The following is a 19,791-nucleotide window of genomic DNA, read 5'->3' on the forward strand; positions in this document are numbered from 1 at the left end:
TAAGGCTTGCTTAAAGGGACTGATGCTAACCGTTACTTATAAAAAATCTCATGACCAGTACTATCGCTTGGTCATGAGATTTTTATTTTACCTTGTCTCGATCATTTATTGCTTAGGCATAAGCTGCTTGCTGCTTTTTGGCTTTACCACTAAATACCTTGACCAAGATGCCGGCGGTGAAGAACATAATCAGCGTATAGATCGCTGGCGTCATCGACATATCATAGTTAGACAATAGCGTTAGCGCCATAAAGATCGACAGCGTACTGTTTTGTAGTCCCACTTCCATGGTAATAGAGGTTCTTTGCGCTAAGTTTAAGCCTAATAGCTTACTGGAGAAGTAGCCGAGCGCCATAGTAACTAGATTAAGAATTAACGAAACAGGCCCTGTATTCACAAAAGCGTCAACGATGATATCGCGTTGCACATAGCTCAAAAACACCACGAGCATCGCCAAAAATGTTACCCCAAATCTAGAAACCAGCACTTGCGAGCTGTCGGCGAGTTTTGGCTTATAGCGTTTAATTATCATACCAATACTAATAGGCAGAATAGTAATCACAAAGAGTGAAATCATAGTTTTGACAATAGGTAGCTGAAATTCAGTACCTGCACCCATAAAGTAAACCAGCGAAAAGCTCAGTACGATAGGAATGGTAAAGACAGTAATAACGCTAGCAATGGCGGTCATAGTCACTGATAACGCCACATCGCCTTTGGCCAAAAAAGTGAACAGATTGGAGGTGGTGCCGCCCGGACATAGCACTAGTAACATGACGCCTACCGCATATTCAGGACGTAGCGGCATAATATTGGCAAGAGCAAAGCCGATAAGCGGTAGCATGATAAGCTGATTGGCTAAACCTATACTCACCGCTTTAGGGAATTTTACTACGCGTTTGAAGTCATTTACGACTAAGGTCAGACCCATGCCCATCATAATCAAAAATAGACAAATAGGAATGACGACTGAATTGACAAAGGTGACTAGCTGAACACTTTCCATAACTACTTCCATGTAGTGAAGACCTATTTAGGCCGAAAAATAACGTTATAAATGAGTATAACGGTACAAGCATAAACTCATGGCTCAGTTTCGACTACTTGCCAGTCAATAATAGGCTTTTGTTTTTTAATAATAAAAACGAGGATATGATTAGACAGTAGTTGTCGCAGATAAGAGGTTTGGTTCAACCGTGATTTATGAATGAAGCGACGAAACAACTGATACTAGCAGAGGATTATTTGAGACTGTCGCTGCTGATGACCGCCGTACCGTAAGCAATCGCTTCGACCATACTGCCGAGCTGATTGACATTCGTGACCTCTAAGCGCAAACCATAGACGTGATTATAGCCTTTGCTATGCGCTTGGGTACGCATACGCACGAGCGCTTCTCGGCGAGCTCGGTCGAGTAGTGTCTCGTAAGTGGTTAAGTTTTTGCCAAATAAGCTCAGCACTTTGGCGATGACCATTTTGAAGTAGTCTTGCGCGATGACCACGCTGCCAAGCACAAGCTCGCCTTCACTATTCGCTTGTAACTTGGGGCGATAAAAACGCTCACTTGAGACGATAATATGACTCAGCTCTTTTTCTGCTACTGATAAACGTCCTAAATGCTGGCGCTCATGGCGTGTACCAAAGAACCAGCCGACGACAAACAAAATCAGTAGCGGCGCATAGTTGATCAGCATTTGCGTTAAAGAGTTATTCATAACCCATCTCTAGTGATAAAAGTCTGACAGCTTAGCGGTATGACTTAATTGTATGAAAAGGCACTACTCACCAAAAGGATTAAAGCGTGGTAAGTCATCTGCAGGAGGGTTGGTTGCTGTTGGCTGGCCTTGGTTATTAGGCGCTTGATAAGACTGATAACCCGTATCGCTAGGATACGGATTGGATGATGGCTGCTCCTCGGGTACTGCTTTGATGGCAGTGCCGTAGACAAATAGCTCAGAAGCGCCTTGGGCGATACTAGACGTCGAAAACCGTAGTCCGACTATAGCATCAGCGCCCAACGCTTCAGCTTTGACCACCATACGATCTATCGCTTCTTGGCGCGACTCTTCTAGTAGCTCAGTATAAGCGGTCAGCTCGCCGCCAACGATGTTTTTTAGACCAGAAAATAAGTCTTTACCGACATGCTTTGAGCGCACGGTACTACCATAGACGACATCTAAGCGCTCAGTAATACGATAGCCTGGTAAATGCTCAAGGTTGGAGAGTTGCACGGTCATGGAATAGCCCTGTTAATCATTGGTATGAAATAATAAAAACAGCTCAGTCAAATTACCTTCGATACTATTGGCCATTTGCGCCATTTTCTTATCATCGCTGCGCATTTGTGTCAGCTCTTCATCTTCATCGTCGATGCCGCTGAATACGACCATAGGCAAGGTTAAAACAGCGACATCTTCAGCTGTCTCTTCGTTCTCAAACCAGTCCTCAGCTTCATCAGCATACATCGCATCGACAAACCCTATCGACCAAGCGACGATATCTGACTCCTCAGAGAAGTCCATCGCCGTGTCTTCATCCTGCGCATCTTCGTTAAATGGCAGCTCAATGGGCTGCTCATTTTTGAGCTCAGCGAGGATAGCTTGACGCCAGCGTTTTACGCCATCTACTACGTTCTCTGGTAGTTTGTCCGCTTGACCATCAAATAGCGCATCCAACCAGTTAGGCAGTGGACGACCGATCACCGTAGCGGTCAAAAACCCATGGGTGGCGATACTATCGAGCACGTAGAGGCTCTCTTGGTTATCCAAAAAATCTAGTAATTGATCAAAGCTCAATGGGTTGCTACTCATGGCGCGCTTCCTTGTCGTTTGGCTGCCGAATTTTAACGCTATTACTCGATTAGGAGGTTCTATATTAAGCGGTATCCGCTTAGCACGACTAGCGTTGTCTTATGTTAGCTCAGTGTGTTGCCCTTTTAGCAAAGGGCGCGAGAGCTAGACCTCGTCATTATCCCAGTCGTCGTCCCAGTCGTCGTCGAGATCATCATCGCCATCATCTTCTAAGTCGTCTTTTAGCGCTTTTGCTAGACGCTTTTCTTCTAATAAATTATCAATGAGACGACGCTTCTCTAAACTGCTCAGACGCGTACGGACACTGGTCTCAGCCTCTTCTACCATCTTTGCATCGTCGTCATCGGCAAATTCATCATCAAAATCATCAATATCAGGATCACTCATGACAAACTCCTATTATTTGTACCAAAAATTCAAAATCATTCACTTTATATATGCCTTATAAAGTCTCTAAAGTGTCTTGTCAATGCTTTTCGTCATTAAGCGCATTTTATCTCGGTACTGATTCGGTACTGATTTTTATTCTCTAGGCGATTTAAGCTTCACTTTCTGTCATCAGCACTGAGTTGCGCACATCGGCTAAGCGCTGCATCATAGCATCATTACCTCCATCAAATATCGCACATTCACGCTCATAGACTGTAGTTGGGCGCTTGACGCTTTGTACCTGCACGTAGCTTGCGATCTGTTTTAGACCTACTTGAGGCAGTAATATAAGCATCTGCTCTTTTTTGCCGACGCTCGCGAGCAGCTGAGTCATCGCTTCTGCTCGCGCTTCATCACTGACGCCTACTTTTGCCGGTAGCGCAAAGCGAGACAGCTCAATATGCTTATCATGAATGATTTTATTAAGCATCAAATACAGCTTGCCTAGCATGACTCCGGCCAGTGCTACTTTTGCGTGGCTATTATCTGCTTTGAGCACCGCTATAGCGCCATTTTCATCAAAGTGCGGCTCATTGACCGCGCTAATTCCTAATAATAAAGGCTGCTTTAACAGTTCAGTCAAAGCTTGCTGCAGGAGCTGAGTACATAAGGCTAGATAAGGCACACGCGTCTCTGGCGCTAAAAGCTCGAGCATGTTGTACTCGTCATGAAAGCTAATATGTACACTTACCGTCTCAAGGGTGCGAGAAGAAGATAAACTAGAGCCCTGCGCGCTAGGTTTAGCCGCATCATACCCTTTGGCGCTTGCCATATCGGTTGTATGACTTTGAGTGGTATCCGCGTCATGCTGCGCTTGGTCCGGACTAGAAGCGCGCGCCGCGCTCTCATTACTTTGAGCGGCACTGCTGCTGGCTGAGTGAGTATCGGTTGAGTGAGTGTCCGCTGATTGCTGAGACTTGAGATAAGCATTCAGCTCACTATGTATAGTTGCCGTATTGACTGCGGCGGCTTTAGTATTTGCTAACGCACTAGCGCTGTCATCAAGCGCGGCTTGCGCATAAGCCTCAGTCTCGCTTTGCTGACTGATCTCATCAGGATAACGGCTATGAGCCTGCGCTCGGCGCGCATACTGCTCACGATGCACATCTTCTATATCTTGACTTAGCGCGCTGATCTGCTCTTTTGTCGGCCGCGCAACATAGCTATAAACCAATAATAGCAATAAATGCAAAATCATCGAGCCAATCACAAACGGCCACTGCATGGTGATAATCTCACCTTTGCTGATGTCCTTTAAGGTGAGCGCGACGCTACCGATCACCGCATCGCCATTAGTCGCTATTTGGCTAATCGTATTGCCTTGTTGCATAGGCGCATTACCTACGGGCACTAACACCTCATCGTTGTTATCTTTAATGACCAATCGCGTGACATCTTGCTCACTAGTATAGCGATTGGCGATAACGCTCAGGCTGACCCGGTCTTGATTCTCTAAAGACAAGCGCGCCTCATCGATAAGCTGAGCGACCATCTGCTCGCCTTTTAGCTGACGACTGTTGCTCAACTGCTGATCAGTACTAATGACTAACAGTAAGGTTTGCAAACAAAAACTAATCAAGATTATGATGGCAAACAATCCTTGCCGCGGCGCTAAATAAGTCATGGTAGAGTAAACTTTTTTATAAGAAAGAATGAAAAACGACACTGTCTATCGTTTTGTGATCGTTTTAGGAAAAGCATAAGGTCAAGTAGCGGCTAACGGCTCTATAGATAAGCTAACTGGTGCTTGGCAAGCTCAGTTTTATCGCCGAACGCTAACGCGCTTATAGCTACTATATCATCATCACGGCTATCATAGTTTATGGCAATAATAAATTTAATGCTCTAAGGTTTAAGCCTAAACTTTCATCCATTTTGCTGTCGTTAAATTAGCGAGCTATTTAGCGCTATTGGCCACCTTTGCGTCTGCCATGAGGCTTTTTTGCATGCTAGATAGTTTGTGCCTCACATATAGGCTTAGCGTACTAAAGCTGTTATTATTCCTAATCTTATCTGTGCATACAAGGGACAATTTAGCCATGCCAAAAAATACGCCTTACTCGTTACCAAAAGACAGCAAAGCATGGCAACAAGCCGTCGATTCTGTCGCCGCGCTGCTACCTAGTGGCACAAGCTTGAGCGACTTTGATGCCTTGCAGTCGCTACCGGTGTTTGCTTTGATTGTGGTGCTACCCGCCCATGTGCCGGCGCTAGATATCCATAACTATGTACAATCTTGGGTGGATGAGCAGCCAAGCTGGCATTTGGTCACGGTAGCCGAAGATGCTGAGGCGAACTTTATTGAGGTTGATGTCAATGTCGCCACAAGCGACGCCGCTGCTAATGCTCAAACACAAGACACCACTCAATCGGCGTTTGTCCCTGCACAAGTGTTCCGCTATCTGCTAGTACCGGCGACAGATACCTTAATGCATCCGGCCAAAAAGGTGGCCGCAGCGCATATCATCGACGATCAGTTAACGACCCGTCTGCGTCGTGACTTGGCTCAGCACTATACTGATAATCAAAGCACTGATAATCAAAGTTCAGAAAATGAAAGTACGGACAACGAAGTCACGCCAAGCTTAGATAGCGAGAATTTAGTCGACTGTCATATCTTATCTATCGGTCACATGCTACGCACGCACAAGTTGGCTTGTTTTGACATGGACTCCACGCTCATTGAGCAAGAAGTCATCGTTGAGCTGGCCAAAACTGCAGGTATTGGAGCAGAAGTTGAGGCCATCACTGAGGCGGCTATGCGCGGTGAGATCGATTTTGATGAGTCTTTTGCCAGACGAGTCGCACTGCTTGAAGGCATTCCAACGACAGTGCTCGATGAGATTTGTGCGCGTCTGAAGATCTCTACCGGCGCTCATACTACAATCACTGCGCTAAAGGCTCTTGGCTATCATACGATACTCGTCTCAGGCGGCTTTACCTACTTCGCTGATTATGTCGCTGAGCGCCTCGGTATCGATGAGGTGCATGCCAACTTTTTGGATATAGAAGAAGGCGAAGTCACCGGTCATATTCAATTGCCTATCGTCAATGGTGATAAAAAAGCGGCCATCGTTCAGCAGACCGCTGAGCGCTTAGGTATTGAGATGACGCAAGTGGTCTGTGTGGGTGATGGCGCTAATGATTTACCGATGATGGCGCTTGCCGATTTAGGCGTCGCCTATAACGCTAAGCCTATCGTCCAAGCCCGCGCCGATGCTGCAGTCAATGTCACCGGACTAGAAGGCGTACTCTACGCGCTTGGCTATCCTGAACTATCGCCGGTGTCCTAAGTCTACTAAGTATAAAATGGGGCAAGTTCCTTTATCGTCCATTTAGCTCGTCACGCTCGGCCAACATCAGCACTTGGCTTAGCGTATGAGCATTTTTGTAGTTTGTAGATCGCAGTCGCAGTACCTCGGACGCTAAATGCCGCCTCCGTAAGTGTATCAATCCTCTTTAGCTGTTTCATTGTTATAAGGAATGTCAATAATGACATCACCCTCACCGCAGCCAAATACGCCGCCCACCCATCGGCCTAACGCCTCTTCCTTTGATAAATCAGCTCAACCTAAGTCGCTCTTTGGTGTCTACATAAAGGGCATGGCCATGGGCGCCGCTGACATCGTTCCTGGCGTCTCGGGCGGTACTATCGCTTTAATCGCGGGTATTTATCAGCGCCTAATCAACGCTTTGGGTAGTATTGGGCCGAGTCTTTGGCAAGTGTTTCGTGCTGATGGCGGCATCAAAGGCTTGCTTGCCGTCTGGCGACAAGTTGATGCGACTTTTTTATTGGTTTTGCTATTAGGTATCGTGACTAGCTTTGCCACTTTAGCCGGCATGATTAAGTACTTACTAGACAATCAACCTTTACTTATTTGGTCGTTTTTCTTCGGCTTAGTTGTCGCTACTGTCGTGATCTTATTGAGCGAGATTAAGCGCTGGACGGCGGCGCGCGCAAGCTTATTTATCGCAGGATTACTCATTGCAGTCTTTATTAGCCAGTTACCGATATCTTCTGCTACGCCAAGCTTGCCGTACTTGTTTTTTGCCGGAGCGATTGCGATTTGTGCGATGATTCTGCCTGGTATTTCAGGCTCATTTATCTTACTGCTCATGGGCGCTTATGATGCGGTGCTAGAAGCGGTAGATACCTTTAATTTGACCGTTATTTTTACCTTAATGGCAGGCATGCTGACGGGATTGCTACTCTTTACCCGACTGCTCAAGTGGCTGTTATCAAAGTATTATCAAGCGACTCTAGCTTTATTAACAGGCTTTATCGCCGGCTCTTTAGTCAAAGTTTGGCCATGGAAAGTGGATGCACTCGGTACGCTCAATAGCGAGACGACTCATAATGTCATGCCTTGGCACTACCCGACTGGCGCGCAGTGGCTAACGACTGTAGGACTAATGATTCTAGGCGCAGTTCTAGTATCACTGCTGTCTTGGTGGGGACATCAAAGCAAACAAACCCGCGCCAACTTTTAATGTTTAGTAATAAGTGATAAGCGATAAATAGGGCGTATTGAACATTCGACCTTGTCACTGACAGAGACTATTTTTTAGGCGATTTGCAGATAAAAATGGTAAGTTTAGTTGTTCTAAGCGTCTATTTTTATCAATAAAGCGGCAAAAAATAGTCCTGTCCCTGCAGGCTGATGCTAAAATCGCCCTAGTCGTTGCGAAAATCTAGCCAATGCAATAAGCATTACCTGCAATTTTCACTTAAACTAGAACTATTTTAGCTATCAGCAGTGCGCATTTGTGAATGTTCAACACGCCCTAATAAGGATACAAAACCTAAAAAAACAGACGTCAACTGTTGTCGCAACCGCACTTTTCTCGCTTTAGCTTTTGCCTTTTTGCTTTCATAATAAGTCATTGGAATTCACCTTATGAATAGCGAGATGAATGATGTTATCGACTGTATTTTCTATGGCGAGTATTGAGACTTTAAGTGCGGCTGGCAATACGAGCGCTTTGTTGGGTTATGGTATATTAGCCAGTCTCATTGTCGCCATTAGCTTGTCTTCGCAGCGCTGGCTACTATGGTATGTATTGGGCGGCGTCGCCTATTGGTTAGCTGTTGAGGTGATACATAGTGGACTAATGCTCTGGACCTCGCTCTCAGAGTGGCATGGCTATGTAGCGGCGATGGGAATCAGCTGGCTGCCCTTATTTACATGGGTACTATACCGCGCTCTGCGCTATGAAGACGTCAGTCAAGCGATGGAGCAAGAGCGCGCACTCGCAGCAGCCCGTTACGTCGAGCACTCGCCTATCTATGATGACTATCAGCCACGATTTGAGTGATACCTCTTTGTTTTTTTCGTTAAAAATGCGCCACTCTCCGGCGCATTTTTTATGGTCTTAAAAGTAGCCCTTAGCTTCAAAACTCTGCTTTTAACAGTATAACAACGAGCTATTGTTACACGATACTTAACGGCCTCTACGCAACTACTAATGAATTGCATTGGACGCATAAGTTATCATTTAAATATATGCTTATAGTGATAATTACTATAGAGTACGCTTTATTTTACTGACCCTTAGGAGTGTTATTATGTTTACTGTTCCTGTTTTAGATATCAAGTCCGATCCATTAGATGTATTGCTTGCAGTTGTCGGCTACCGCTTGTCCATGCTTGCTGATAGTGATAACGAAGAGTTTCAGCAGCTACTGGCGGATCGCCAAGTAGTCATCGAAATTGCTAGCGAAGAAGCAGACATCGCTCGTCATTTTAGTTTCGATAATGGTCAATTTGAGCAAAAAAGCGGCGCAGCTGAAAAAGCGGACCTGACCATCAAATTCAAAGACTCTATGACCGGTGTTAAGCTATTAACTAAAGGTAGCCTGCCGGCCTTTATGACTGCAGTGCAAGAAGGTAAGCTTAGCATTGAGGGCGATTATAGCTTGATGATGTGGTTCAATAAGCTTGCTAAGCATATCGTACCTACTATCCCAGAAGAATGTGAGCCTTATATCACTAAAGCCAAGCCTTACGCTTATAAAGCCCAGCAGTTTGCACAGCATTGGGTAGGCGTCGCGAAGCATAAGCTTGGCAAATAACTCTAATAAATAGCGCCTAAACAGCTTTGTTTTCTCGCGCTAAGTATTTTAATTAAGGTTACGGTATACTAGATGCCGTAACTTTTTTTATGGCCTAATTTTAGAGGCTAACGTTCCATGTAAATTAAAGGATTAATGATGGCAGGATTACTTAGTATCTCAGAACCTACTGCGGTTAATGATAAAGCAGATGACATCAACGGTTTTGTCCCGGCTACTTCTGTACACTCGGCTAAAACCGCTGCTGATCTGGCAACCGACGCGACCCAAAATCAGGCTCGTTTTTCTGTTCAAAAGCGCAGCCGTGCCGAGATAGCAGCGCTATTTGACTTGCCATTTATAGATTTACTGCTTCAAGCGCAGAGTATCCATAGAGAGAACTTCACTGCCAATGAGGTGCAAATTAGCACGCTACTGTCTATTAAGACCGGCAATTGTCCTGAGGACTGTGGCTATTGCTCGCAGTCAGGTCATCACCGTGACAAGACCCAACTGCAAGCCGAAAAACGCTTAGCAGTAGATAAAGTGCTTGCCGCTGCCAAACGCGCCAAAGCTAGCGGATCATCAAGGTTCTGTATGGGAGCGGCTTGGAAGCACCCTAGTCATAAAGATATGCCCTACGTGATAGAGCTTATAAAAGAGGTCAAAGCGTTAGGGCTTGAGACTTGTATGACTCTGGGTATGCTCGATTCAGATCAGGCGAGCCAATTAGCTGATGCGGGGCTTGATTACTACAATCATAACCTCGATACTTCTAGAAGTTACTACGATCAAGTCGTCACTACCCGCAGCTATGATGACAGATTAGAGACTATCGATCATGTGCGTAATTCAGGCATTCATGTCTGTAGTGGTAACATCGTCGGTATGGGTGAGAGCCGTGACGATAGGATCGACTGGGTACATGAGCTGCTCAAGATGCCAAAAGCGCCGGAATCTATCCCGGTCAATTTATTAGTGCCTATCAAAGGCACACCGCTCGGTGACAAGGTATTAAGCGAGGGCGAGCTGCCCGTACTGGAGTGGATTCGTACGATTGCGGTGACGCGTATCTGCTGCCCGAAGAGCTACGTGCGGCTATCAGCGGGACGTGAGAGCTTATCAGATAGCGAGCAAGCATTGGCGTTTATGGCGGGCGCCAATTCGTTTTTTTATGGTGATAAGCTATTAACCACAGGTAACGCCAGTCAAGCCAATGACAACCGATTGATGCAAGAGCTGGGTTTAACTGCGCAGATAGCAGCGCCTAGAGCGCCAAAAGTCGTTACAGTCTTAGATGCGGCAAGCGGTCAGCGCTCCGAGGTGTTACTCACTGAGTAAGCCGCTTTGACATTAGTAAACATCAGCATAAAGCATCAGACATCAGAGCATTAACAAAAAGGTTTAGAGAGTAAGTTATGGCAGATTATTTTAACTGGATTAAAGCGGCGCATATCATCTCTATGGTGTGCTGGTTTGCTGCGATATTCTACTTACCGCGCTTGTTTGTTTATCATGCGATGAGTGAGGACAAAATCAGCCAAGATCGCTTTGTGATAATGGAGCGCAAGCTATATCGCGGTATTATGACCCCCTCGATGATCGCCACTTGGATATTTGGCCTATGGATGGTGGGACTAGGCTGGGAGGTCTACAAAACCCAAGGCTGGCTGCATGTCAAAATACTACTAGTGATTCTACTCTCAGCCTATCACGGCGCTTGCGGTTTTTATCGTAAAAAACTTGTTGATGAGCCGCAATACAAAAGCCATAAGTTTTGGCGCGGATTCAATGAAGTGCCTGTCCTTGGCTTAGTGATTATTGTTATCTTAGTAGTGGTCAAGCCCTTTTAGCACGCTAGCTCACGGCTATTATTTAAAAAGCGTCCGCAACTTATAAGCTGCAGACGCTTTTTTATGTCTGATCATTAGATGTGATTATAGTCTAACTAAGCTATATGGTTGGACGCATAATTTGATAAACGTTACTGAGGTCATAAACCTTATAACGCGCAGGCTCGCGGCGGTTTTCACCGGCATAGCTGAGCATCAGCGCTTGCTTAGCGGACTCATCGACCCAGCCGACAAACAGGCCGCTGTGCTCGACGCCGTTATAGCCATGATTAATGTAATACAGCCAATCTCCTGCTTGTATCTCGTGACTCGCAGCATACGGGCCTTGTCGATAGACGCCTTTATGGACGGTATCGCGAGTCACCCCTGCCCGCTTAAACACCGCATCTAAGTAGTCCCAGCAGCCACCTTGAATAATAGCGCGCTCATTGAGCGCCATAGTGCGTGCGGTACTGATGACCTCGCGCGCGGCCGTGCTGCTTTGGCTCTCGGCTTGGCTAAGTATCGGTAAATATTGGCTATCGACATTATCATAACTGCCGGATAAAAACGCTGGCAAGACTTGTGGCGGCTGATAGAAGGGCTGCGGATAAGAATAACTAGTAGAGCGAGTAGCTGTGTGAGGACGCGCACGTTTTATAGTAGAGCGAGTGCTCACTGTAGCAGCGGGTGCTGCTGAATACGAGGGCGTATAGCGGACATTAGCCTGTGCTGATTTTTGGGCGATAAGAGCGCTCATACTGTCCGCGTGAGCTTGCGCCATAAAGACAAGCATCCCCGCTGTTAAAAGCGACTGATTACCCAAACGCAGCTTTGCGCTCATAGACAAACCCGACATGACCGACTCCCTAGCAAAATAGTAACTATCAAACTTTGATATCAGTTATAAGTTATAAACCATTTAGCTAGGAAGCTGCAAGCATTATCAGCACCAATTAGATGACAAAAGGTATTAAAAATTAGATAGTAGCTCATATATAGCGAAGAGTAGTGCTTTAATCAGCGCTGTCCTGCATCTTAATATTGACATGGCGTTTGCTCAGCGCTTGACCTTGCAATATTGCTTGCGCCGCCTTCGCTTCTTGCACACTGTCAAAGCCGCTGATATGGTATTTGCGGTTATCATCAGCATCTAAGATCTGGATTTGCTCACCAAATAGCGTGACTTTGTCCCCTTCGCTGAGCTGAATAGAGTCGCGCTTGCCGTTGCTATCATGGACCAACTCGCCTGCGCGCACCCATAACACGCCACTGCTGATGACGCCGCTGAGCTGTTTTTTGCGCTGCTGACGTTGCCTGTTAAAGAAAAAACTACCGATAATAAGCAAAGCCAACGCGCCGATAGAGAGGCGCTCAGGCAGTAGGCTCATCGCCATCGCCACGCCAACTGCGCCAACCAACAGTGCTGAGCCAAACCAAAATAGCCCATTATCACCGCTAGGCGGCTGTCCTTGCAAGCTAATCTTCGCACCGTCATCAGTCAACTTAAGCATAGAGACAACCTGTCACAGAATAATAAAACAACTCGTATTTGGCCCGTAGCTAGAAGATCATTAGGGACACGCCCTAGCATAACCCTCTAGCTAATTAAATACCTTACCAGCCTAACGCTGTTTTTTGTAAGTCGACTAGCTCGCTGATGCCTTTTTCAGCTAGTGCCAACATATCATCAGCCTGCGCGCGGGTAAATGGCTTATCCTCAGCAGTGCCTTGTAGCTCAATAAACTCACCTTTTTGCGTCATCACCACGTTCAAGTCGGTATCGCAATTAGAGTCCTCTTCATAATTAAGATCTAGATAAGCTTGACCGTCCTTCATGCCGACTGACACTGCAGCGACCAAACCAATCAGCGGATCGGCTTTGAGCTTTTTGGTTTTCTGCAAGCTCTCTAACGCATCAATCAGCGCAACTGCAGCGCCTGTGACACTAGCAGTACGCGTGCCGCCATCTGCCTGCAGCACATCACAATCAAGATAGATGGTATTCTCACCTAATTTGCTCAGATCGATCATCGCGCGCAGGCTACGGCCAATTAGACGCTGAATCTCTTGGGTGCGACCAGACTGCTTGCCGCGAGCCGCTTCGCGCTGGTTACGGGTATTGGTCGCGCGTGGCAGCATGCCATATTCGGCAGTGACCCAGCCTTTGCCTTTACCTTTTAGCCAACGCGGTACGCCGGATTCGACACTGGCAGTACAAAGCACTTTGGTATCGCCAAAGCTAACCAACACCGAGCCTTCAGCATGTTTGGTATAGTGACGCTCAAAGCTGATTGGACGAAGTTGATCAAGCTCGCGGTTGTCATTACGCATATAGTATCCTAAGGTAGAGTTGGAACAAGGTTATAAAAGCCCTTGTAAAATATAGAAGATATCCTAACGTGGCAGCGCGCCAATAGCAAGATTGACGCAGCGCCATACGCTGGTATAAGCATTTTGGGTGTTATAAATACTCAGCACTAACCCCTATTGTTTATTCTAAACCTTCCATTTTACGCAGTTCTTTACGTAAGATTTTACCGACGTTAGATTTTGGTAGCTCATCAACGAACTGTACATGACGAGGACGCTTGTAGCCGGTCAGTTGTTTTTTACCAAAATCGATAAGCTCTTGTTCGGTGACATCGCCTTTTTTGACTACAAAGATTTTTGGGTCTTCGCCGCGCTCGTCATTTGGCACACCGATAGCGCCGACTTCTTTTACCGCTGCATGCTCGCTCATCGCCTCTTCAATCTCGTTCGGATAGACGTTAAATCCTGAGACCAATATCATATCTTTTTTGCGATCGACAATTTTGATAAAGCCTTTTTCATCCATAATACCGATGTCGCCAGTTTTTAAATAACCGTTTTTAGTAAAGGTCTCTGCGGTTTCATCAGGACGGTTTTGGTAGCCTATCATCACTTGCGGGCCCTTTACGCAGATCTCCCCGCGCTCACCGATTGCCACTTCATTATCATCCTCATCGATAAGCACGACATCAGTGTTTGAAGCCGGAATACCGATTTTGCCAGTGAATTTGGCAATAGTCATGGGGTTAAAAGCCACTACTGGCGAGGTTTCGGACAGACCATAGCCTTCTACAATAGGTAAACCTGTGACCTTGTGCCACTCTTTAGCGACGCTTGGTAGTACCGACATGCCGCCACCGATAGCCGCTTTTAGATTAGAGAAATCCAATTTTGCAAAATCATCGTGATGCACAAGACCGTTGAATAAAGTGTTGACGGCAGGAATAAACGAAGGCTTATATTTATCCATCTCTTTGATCAAGCCATCGAGATCACGCGGATTAGGAATCAGTAAGCCTGTGTAACCTTGATACATACCGTACATACCACAGACCATAAAGGAGAACACATGATACAGCGGCAGCGCGGTCAAAATCACATCATCGCTATTGGCATCATCCTCAAAAGCGCTATTCATAAGGACGCTGATCTGTAGCATGTTAGCGACTAAGTTGCCGTGCGATAGCATTGCGCCTTTGGCCACGCCTGTTGTGCCGCCGGTATATTGCAGCAGCGCCACATCGCTGAGATTGAGCTTAGGACGCTGATATTTGCTGGCTGATACCGAATTCAGCGCTTGCTTAAATGAGGTGCTGTTGGGCAGATTGTAAGAAGGGATCATTTTTTTGATATGGCGGGCAACTAGATTGACCACTGTACCCTTTAGCGTGCCTAACATATCACCCAATTTACAGACGATAACGTGCTCAACCTGACCTTTATCCTCCGCTTCTTGATAAGTTTTCGCGAAGTTTTCAACGATAAATAACGCTTTAGTGCCGCTGTCATGCAACTGATGCGACAGCTCGCGGCTAGTATAAAGAGGATTGACGTTGACTAAGGTCATGCCTGCGCGAATGATACCAAGCGCGACTATAGGATACTGCAAAATATTAGGCATCATCACGCCGACTTTATCGCCTTTTTGGAGACCAAGCGACTGCAAATAACTGGCAATCTGACGACTATAGAGATCAAGCTGCTTGTAGCTGATCGACGCACCCATACAGATATAAGCGGTTTTTTTGCCATAGCGGCGAAAGTTGCGCTCAAAAACATCAAGCAGCGACGTATCGTCTTTTGGCATATCGATAGTAGCGTCAATGCCATAACGCTCATAAGCATTGAGCCAAGGTCTATCGCTTGGGATGTCCGGTATCGTTGGAAACTCATTTTGGATGGCAGGCGATGAAGTCTTGTTATTCTCAGTCATAAGTGGTCCTAAATGATTCAATTTAAGGGGATATTTAGAATGTCATTGTCAAAAAGCACTCTTTATTTAGTAAAATTACTGGATTCTAGTGCTAGCGACTATAGCATTTTTGCTAAAAATTCTCTATTGCTAAGCAAGACCCTGTGACACAAAGAAAAATGCCACAAAAAAAGATAAGGCAGCTTATGGCTACCTTATCTGTGTTTTTCGGTATCAGATATTCAATATCTGTGGTTTTTAAGCTGCCATCATTAGCCGCTTATCACTCGCCAGCTACCCTTAGCTTAAGCGTTGTTTTTGGCTTCCATATCGCGCAGATCTTTATGCAAGATTTTACCGACGTTTGATTTTGGTAGCTCATCGATGAACTCAACATAACGTGGACGCTTGTAGCCCGTCAGGTTATCTTGACTGTATTTTAGTACCTCTTCTTTGGTTAGGCTCTCATCTTGACGCACCACAAAGATCTTCGGCACCTCACCGCTCTCGCCATTGTTGATACCGATGACGCCGCACTCAACGATTTTGGGATGACCGGACATCACCTCTTCGACTTCGGTCGGATAAACGTTAAAGCCTGAGACTAAGATCATGTTCTTTTTACGATCCACGATAGTCACATAACCATCCTCATCCATGATACCGATATCACCCGTTAAGAAATAACCATCATCAGTCATGACCTCAGCGGTAGCTTCTTTACGCTGCCAGTAGCCTTTCATCACCTGCGGACCGCGAACGCCGATCTCACCGCGCTCGCCTAGCGCGACCTCATTGCCCTCATCATCAATGATAGCAATCTCAGTCCCTGGCATAGGCACGCCGATAGTTCCAGTAAAAGTGGTACTGTTGATCGGATTGGCGGTTGATACCGGAGAAGTTTCAGACAGACCATAACCTTGCAAGATAATATTGCCGGTCACTTGACGCCATTTTTCAGCGGTTGAGCTGAGTACTGCCATACCGCCGCCCATAGAGACAAGCAGCTTGCTATGATCCATCGCTTTGAACTTCTCATTGATGGCAAGCGCGTTAAACAAAGTATTGACCGCTGGGAAGAACGAAGGCGGATTGGCTTCATAAGCTTTCATCAGGCTGTCTAAGTCGCGCGGGTTTGGTACTAATAGACCAATACAACCACGATAAATCCCGAACATACCGCAGACGGTAAAGGAGAAAATATGATACAGCGGCAGGGCAGTCATAATGACAGGCTGCTCGCCGCGCTTATCGAATTCATCAAAGGCACTGCCTAAGAAAGTATTACTTTGTACTAAGTTTGCGACTAAGTTTTTGTGCGTGAGCATAGCGCCTTTAGCGACCCCAGTGGTACCGCCGGTATATTGTAGAACAGCAATATCGTTAAGGGTAATATCGTCTGGACGCTTATACTTACGGGCTGGACTCTTTTTCAGCATGTTTTTGAAGCTAACGCTATTACTGATATTGTAGTCAGGGACCATTTTTTTGACGTGACGTACGACAGTATTGACCATAAAGCCTTTGAGCGTACCCATCATATCGCCCATACCAGTAATGACGACATTGTCGACGACATCACGGCCGATATCTTGGTACGTTTTGGCAAAGTTTTCGACCATAATCAGTGCTTTGGCATCTGAATCTGTCAGCTGATGCTCAAGCTCTGAGGTGGTATATAGAGGGTTGACGTTGACTAAGGTGAGACCTGCGCGCAGCACGCCAATGACCGTCACGGGTAGCTGTAAGATGTTCGGCATCATAACCGCTACTTTATCGCCTTTTGTTAGTCCTAACGACTGCAGATAAACAGCGACTTGCTTGCTATATTCGTCTACTTCTTGGAAGCTAATCGACGCGCCCATGCAAATAAAAGCGGTTCTATTACTAAATTTGCTAAAACTGTTTTCAAAGATATCGATAAGTGAGCTGTTTTCGGGCGGCATATTGATATCATAAGTGAGCCCAAGCTCTTCATACGTTTTTAGCCAAACTGGGTTGTCATTACGGGTTGGGTTTACTTGATTTTCCATAATCTTCTTGCTCCTAATAATATAGTAAAGGGTAAAATAATTGATCGGGCACCCGCGTAACCCTTAACATACACACTTTGTATAGACTACTCAATACAAAAGAATGTTACTTGCGTGTGCAAAATGACTTGACGGTTACTATTTTAAAGCAAAAGTATTCATGAGCGACAAAAGCCTGTCTGATACATTAATGGTTTAAGCGTCACTATCTAGCCAACTAAAGTTTCTCAAATCACTGTTCTTAAAATCTCTCATCTATCAATGACGCTATTTTTTAGCAGTTATTGTCTCTACTTTAACCACTATTGTTTATTAATTGCCGGTTGTAGCGCTTCAGCAAGCTGTGTTAATTCGACAAAGCCGCGGCGTAAACCATTAGCATCGTCAACGGTCTGATAGCTGAGACTTTGGTTGGCAAGCTGAGTACTATCACTATATTGCCAATCATTGATATATGGGCTTTGTTGCAAACGCTGTCCAAAGCTTGCTACTGCTACCGCAAACTGAGTATCAGGGTGCGCGCTCATTAAGGAGACTCTTTTATTGACTGTAGTAATTGGCAGCTCAAGCAACTTTGAGGAGGCTTGCGGGGTGGCCTTGTAGCGAATCTTGAGGAAGCCCAGATCCTTATTATTACTGTTATTCGCTAAAGCTTGGGTATTATTAGCATAACGGCGCGGAGCAATTGCGCCCTTCTCACCTCTAGGTGTGATTTCAAATAGCGCGACTACAGCCTTGCCCGCGCCTAACTCGCCAGCATCAACCTTATCGTTATTGAAGTCTTGCTCAGCTAGCAGACGATTCTCGTAGCCAATCAAGCGCCATTCATCGACGTGCGCTGGGTTGAACTCTAGCTGAATTTTGACATCACTTGCAACCGTATTAAAAGTCGCATTTAGCTCATTATCCAAGACCTTTTTGGCCTCGCTTAAGCTATCGATATAGCTATAATTGCCATTACCATTATCAGCGATTTGTTCCATCATATAGTCATTGAGATTACCGCGACCAAAGCCTAAAGTCGATAAGGAGATACCGCGATCGCGATTGGCTTTGACCAAATCCATCATCTCATCGACGTCGCTGATGCCCACATTAAAATCGCCATCAGTCAGCATAAGGATGCGATTGATACTACCCTCTTTTAAAGTTTTGCTCGCCTGCTCATAAGCCAGTTTTAGCGCGTCCTCACCATTGGTCGAGCCTGCCGCCTTTAGGCTATTCACCGCTGCTTGAATCGTCGCCGTCTCGCTACCACTAGTCGGCGCAAGTGCCACTCGGGTGCTGCCTGAATAAGTGACAATACTAATAGTATCCTGCGCCCGCAGCTGCTTGGCGAGTAAGTTTAACGTGGCTTTGGCCAACGTTAATTTATCAGAGGATCTCATAGAGCCTGAGACATCGACCAAAAACACTAGGTTGGCTGCTGGTAGCTGTGCTCTGGCGCTACGAGTGTACTGGGCCGGATCGATGGCCTTGATACCGACTTTGAGGATTTGATTGGCCTGATCGACCCTATCCCAAGGCGAGTCGACAATCTCAGTCTCCACTACAAACGGCGCTTGCCCTAAACGCTGACTGTTAGAGAAATCATAAGGAAAATAATTGATCATCTCCTCGACTCTGACCGCGTCGGCAGGCGGCAGCTGACCTTCGTTGAGATAGCGGCGCACATTACTATAGCTACCGGTGTCCGTATCGATGGATAAAGTCGCTACCGGATTGTCTAAAGTACGGTTGATGGGATTGGCGATGTTTTTTTGATAGTTATCACCAGCTGGCTCTACCACGACGATAGGCGCAGGCCTAATAACCGCTGGCCCTGAGGAGATATCATAAAGTGTATTGGCGCGGCTTATAGATGGACTTGGCACTTGCGACCTTTTACTGTTTTGGGCCACTGGCGCTGATACGACAACTGGTGCTTCAATTAATCCAGCTTCGCTTTCTATGACACGGCTACTATTGTCGCTAGCCGTCATGACGCTTTGCTGTGAGCTACAAGCGCTTAGGCTTAAAGCTGCTAAAATACTGACGACTAAAGTCTTCGTGGTCACGGTGTGTGAGCGCAAGCGATGGTGATAAAAAGGTGACATAAATAACATCCTTGTGATTAGGGATAAGCCTTTATTTATACTACTGAACTGCTAGTATAAAATCCACGTATAAAATGAATCGGTTTACGAATTAACGATCTATAAAACAAAGGCGTCATGGCCTGTCGCCTTGTTGCTTATAGACCTTTTTAATTCTCAGTATTTGCTTTACGATAGCAGTATTATCACACTAACCCTTTGTTTGAGACATTCTTTAAACGCAGTCGACAGCTATATTATGCCTGTATTAGCTTTAACATTGATTGATACCACCCCTTTTTGAACCGATTATTTTTAAACCTATTAAAAGTATT

19 protein-coding genes are annotated in these 19,791 nt (G+C 45.9%); 6 read left to right on the forward strand and 13 right to left on the reverse strand.

What is annotated here, in order from left to right:
* Positions 1 to 112: 112 nt before the first annotated feature.
* The 6 genes from W234_RS0103700 to W234_RS0103725 all read right to left on the reverse strand — a co-directional run bounded on the left by W234_RS0103700 (position 113) and on the right by W234_RS0103725 (position 4,863).
* Positions 113 to 1,006, reverse strand: coding sequence for a bile acid:sodium symporter family protein (locus W234_RS0103700; protein WP_025644856.1), 894 nt, complete (start codon positions 1,004 to 1,006; stop codon positions 113 to 115).
* A gap of 235 nt (positions 1,007 to 1,241) precedes the next feature.
* The gene (locus W234_RS0103705) at positions 1,242 to 1,715 is read right to left on the reverse strand and encodes a YbjQ family protein (protein WP_037058815.1); all 474 of its coding nucleotides are present in this window, start codon (positions 1,713 to 1,715) and stop codon (positions 1,242 to 1,244) included.
* A 63-nt stretch (positions 1,716 to 1,778) separates the two neighbouring features.
* Positions 1,779 to 2,237: a YbjQ family protein gene (locus tag W234_RS0103710; protein WP_025644859.1), complete on the reverse strand. Its 459-nt coding sequence runs from the start codon at positions 2,235 to 2,237 to the stop codon at positions 1,779 to 1,781.
* 12 nt (positions 2,238 to 2,249) lie between these two features.
* Positions 2,250 to 2,810: a YecA family protein gene (locus W234_RS0103715; protein WP_084212609.1), complete on the reverse strand. Its 561-nt coding sequence runs from the start codon at positions 2,808 to 2,810 to the stop codon at positions 2,250 to 2,252.
* 144 nt (positions 2,811 to 2,954) lie between these two features.
* Entirely contained in the window at positions 2,955 to 3,197 is a 243-nt protein-coding gene (locus tag W234_RS0103720) for a hypothetical protein (protein ID WP_025644863.1), read from the reverse strand.
* Positions 3,198 to 3,348: 151 nt separating this feature from the next.
* Positions 3,349 to 4,863 carry a hypothetical protein gene (locus tag W234_RS0103725; RefSeq protein WP_025644865.1) on the reverse strand — a complete coding sequence of 505 codons (1,515 nt, stop codon included), beginning with the start codon at positions 4,861 to 4,863 and terminating at the stop codon, positions 3,349 to 3,351.
* Positions 4,864 to 5,278: 415 nt separating this feature from the next.
* On the opposite strand from W234_RS0103725, the gene serB reads away from it, so the two are divergent.
* Positions 5,279 to 6,532, forward strand: coding sequence for a phosphoserine phosphatase SerB (gene serB / locus W234_RS0103735; protein ID WP_025644867.1), 1,254 nt, complete (start codon positions 5,279 to 5,281; stop codon positions 6,530 to 6,532).
* 199 nt (positions 6,533 to 6,731) lie between these two features.
* Entirely contained in the window at positions 6,732 to 7,730 is a 999-nt protein-coding gene (locus W234_RS0103740) for a DUF368 domain-containing protein (RefSeq protein ID WP_084212610.1), read from the forward strand.
* 253 nt (positions 7,731 to 7,983) lie between these two features.
* Here W234_RS0103740 and W234_RS14440 read toward each other — a convergent pair whose 3' ends face one another.
* On the reverse strand, positions 7,984 to 8,124 hold the full coding sequence (locus tag W234_RS14440) for a hypothetical protein (protein WP_156923944.1): 141 nt from the start codon (positions 8,122 to 8,124) through the stop codon (positions 7,984 to 7,986).
* A gap of 29 nt (positions 8,125 to 8,153) precedes the next feature.
* Here W234_RS14440 and aciT point away from each other — a divergent pair, with 29 nt between their 5' ends.
* The 4 genes from aciT to hemJ all read left to right on the forward strand — a co-directional run bounded on the left by aciT (position 8,154) and on the right by hemJ (position 11,144).
* On the forward strand, positions 8,154 to 8,555 hold the full coding sequence (gene aciT, locus W234_RS0103750) for an AciT family ciprofloxacin tolerance protein (RefSeq protein WP_227501898.1): 402 nt from the start codon (positions 8,154 to 8,156) through the stop codon (positions 8,553 to 8,555).
* Between the two features lie 250 nt (positions 8,556 to 8,805).
* On the forward strand, positions 8,806 to 9,312 hold the full coding sequence (locus W234_RS0103755) for an SCP2 sterol-binding domain-containing protein (protein ID WP_025644873.1): 507 nt from the start codon (positions 8,806 to 8,808) through the stop codon (positions 9,310 to 9,312).
* 138 nt (positions 9,313 to 9,450) lie between these two features.
* Positions 9,451 to 10,632, forward strand: a complete 1,182-nt coding sequence (bioB, locus tag W234_RS0103760; RefSeq protein WP_025644875.1) for a biotin synthase BioB — start codon at positions 9,451 to 9,453, stop codon at positions 10,630 to 10,632.
* A gap of 77 nt (positions 10,633 to 10,709) precedes the next feature.
* Entirely contained in the window at positions 10,710 to 11,144 is a 435-nt protein-coding gene (gene hemJ, locus W234_RS0103765; protein ID WP_025644877.1) for a protoporphyrinogen oxidase HemJ, read from the forward strand.
* 100 nt (positions 11,145 to 11,244) lie between these two features.
* On the opposite strand, the gene W234_RS0103770 is transcribed toward hemJ, so the two are convergent.
* The 6 genes from W234_RS0103770 to W234_RS0103795 all read right to left on the reverse strand — a co-directional run bounded on the left by W234_RS0103770 (position 11,245) and on the right by W234_RS0103795 (position 19,477).
* Positions 11,245 to 11,982: a hypothetical protein gene (locus tag W234_RS0103770; RefSeq protein ID WP_025644879.1), complete on the reverse strand. Its 738-nt coding sequence runs from the start codon at positions 11,980 to 11,982 to the stop codon at positions 11,245 to 11,247.
* Positions 11,983 to 12,139: 157 nt separating this feature from the next.
* Complete coding sequence (locus tag W234_RS0103775; protein WP_025644881.1) at positions 12,140 to 12,637, reverse strand: hypothetical protein; 498 nt, start codon at positions 12,635 to 12,637, stop codon at positions 12,140 to 12,142.
* Between the two features lie 103 nt (positions 12,638 to 12,740).
* Complete coding sequence (gene rph, locus W234_RS0103780) at positions 12,741 to 13,457, reverse strand: ribonuclease PH (protein ID WP_025644883.1); 717 nt, start codon at positions 13,455 to 13,457, stop codon at positions 12,741 to 12,743.
* A gap of 160 nt (positions 13,458 to 13,617) precedes the next feature.
* Entirely contained in the window at positions 13,618 to 15,369 is a 1,752-nt protein-coding gene (locus tag W234_RS0103785) for an AMP-binding protein (protein ID WP_025644885.1), read from the reverse strand.
* A 284-nt stretch (positions 15,370 to 15,653) separates the two neighbouring features.
* Positions 15,654 to 17,381 (reverse strand): AMP-binding protein, encoded by a 1,728-nt coding sequence (locus W234_RS0103790; RefSeq protein WP_025644886.1) that lies wholly within the window; start codon positions 17,379 to 17,381, stop codon positions 15,654 to 15,656.
* Positions 17,382 to 17,683: 302 nt separating this feature from the next.
* Positions 17,684 to 19,477 (reverse strand): vWA domain-containing protein, encoded by a 1,794-nt coding sequence (locus W234_RS0103795; protein ID WP_025644888.1) that lies wholly within the window; start codon positions 19,475 to 19,477, stop codon positions 17,684 to 17,686.
* Positions 19,478 to 19,791: the final 314 nt, after the last annotated feature.

The sequence above is a fragment of the Psychrobacter sp. TB15 genome, from assembly GCF_000511655.1.
GTDB classification, from domain to species: domain Bacteria; phylum Pseudomonadota; class Gammaproteobacteria; order Pseudomonadales; family Moraxellaceae; genus Psychrobacter; species Psychrobacter submarinus.

Bases quoted from the DNA above. Each gene is read 5' to 3' on its own strand.
- rph (WP_025644883.1), bottom strand. From the start codon at position 13,457: ATGCGTAATGACAACCGCGAGCTTGATCAACTTCGTCCAATCAGCTTT.
- W234_RS0103770 (WP_025644879.1), bottom strand. From the start codon at position 11,982: ATGTCGGGTTTGTCTATGAGCGCAAAGCTGCGTTTGGGTAATCAGTCG.
- W234_RS0103795 (WP_025644888.1), bottom strand. From the start codon at position 19,477: ATGTCACCTTTTTATCACCATCGCTTGCGCTCACACACCGTGACCACG.
- W234_RS0103755 (WP_025644873.1), top strand. From the start codon at position 8,806: ATGTTTACTGTTCCTGTTTTAGATATCAAGTCCGATCCATTAGATGTA.
- serB (WP_025644867.1), top strand. From the start codon at position 5,279: ATGCCAAAAAATACGCCTTACTCGTTACCAAAAGACAGCAAAGCATGG.
- W234_RS0103715 (WP_084212609.1), bottom strand. From the start codon at position 2,810: ATGAGTAGCAACCCATTGAGCTTTGATCAATTACTAGATTTTTTGGAT.
- W234_RS0103710 (WP_025644859.1), bottom strand. From the start codon at position 2,237: ATGACCGTGCAACTCTCCAACCTTGAGCATTTACCAGGCTATCGTATT.
- hemJ (WP_025644877.1), top strand. From the start codon at position 10,710: ATGGCAGATTATTTTAACTGGATTAAAGCGGCGCATATCATCTCTATG.
- W234_RS0103705 (WP_037058815.1), bottom strand. From the start codon at position 1,715: ATGAATAACTCTTTAACGCAAATGCTGATCAACTATGCGCCGCTACTG.
- bioB (WP_025644875.1), top strand. From the start codon at position 9,451: ATGGCAGGATTACTTAGTATCTCAGAACCTACTGCGGTTAATGATAAA.
- W234_RS0103740 (WP_084212610.1), top strand. From the start codon at position 6,732: ATGACATCACCCTCACCGCAGCCAAATACGCCGCCCACCCATCGGCCT.
- W234_RS0103700 (WP_025644856.1), bottom strand. From the start codon at position 1,006: ATGGAAAGTGTTCAGCTAGTCACCTTTGTCAATTCAGTCGTCATTCCT.
- W234_RS14440 (WP_156923944.1), bottom strand. From the start codon at position 8,124: ATGACTTATTATGAAAGCAAAAAGGCAAAAGCTAAAGCGAGAAAAGTG.
- W234_RS0103775 (WP_025644881.1), bottom strand. From the start codon at position 12,637: ATGCTTAAGTTGACTGATGACGGTGCGAAGATTAGCTTGCAAGGACAG.
- aciT (WP_227501898.1), top strand. From the start codon at position 8,154: ATGATGTTATCGACTGTATTTTCTATGGCGAGTATTGAGACTTTAAGT.
- W234_RS0103720 (WP_025644863.1), bottom strand. From the start codon at position 3,197: ATGAGTGATCCTGATATTGATGATTTTGATGATGAATTTGCCGATGAC.
- W234_RS0103790 (WP_025644886.1), bottom strand. From the start codon at position 17,381: ATGGAAAATCAAGTAAACCCAACCCGTAATGACAACCCAGTTTGGCTA.
- W234_RS0103785 (WP_025644885.1), bottom strand. From the start codon at position 15,369: ATGACTGAGAATAACAAGACTTCATCGCCTGCCATCCAAAATGAGTTT.
- W234_RS0103725 (WP_025644865.1), bottom strand. From the start codon at position 4,863: ATGACTTATTTAGCGCCGCGGCAAGGATTGTTTGCCATCATAATCTTG.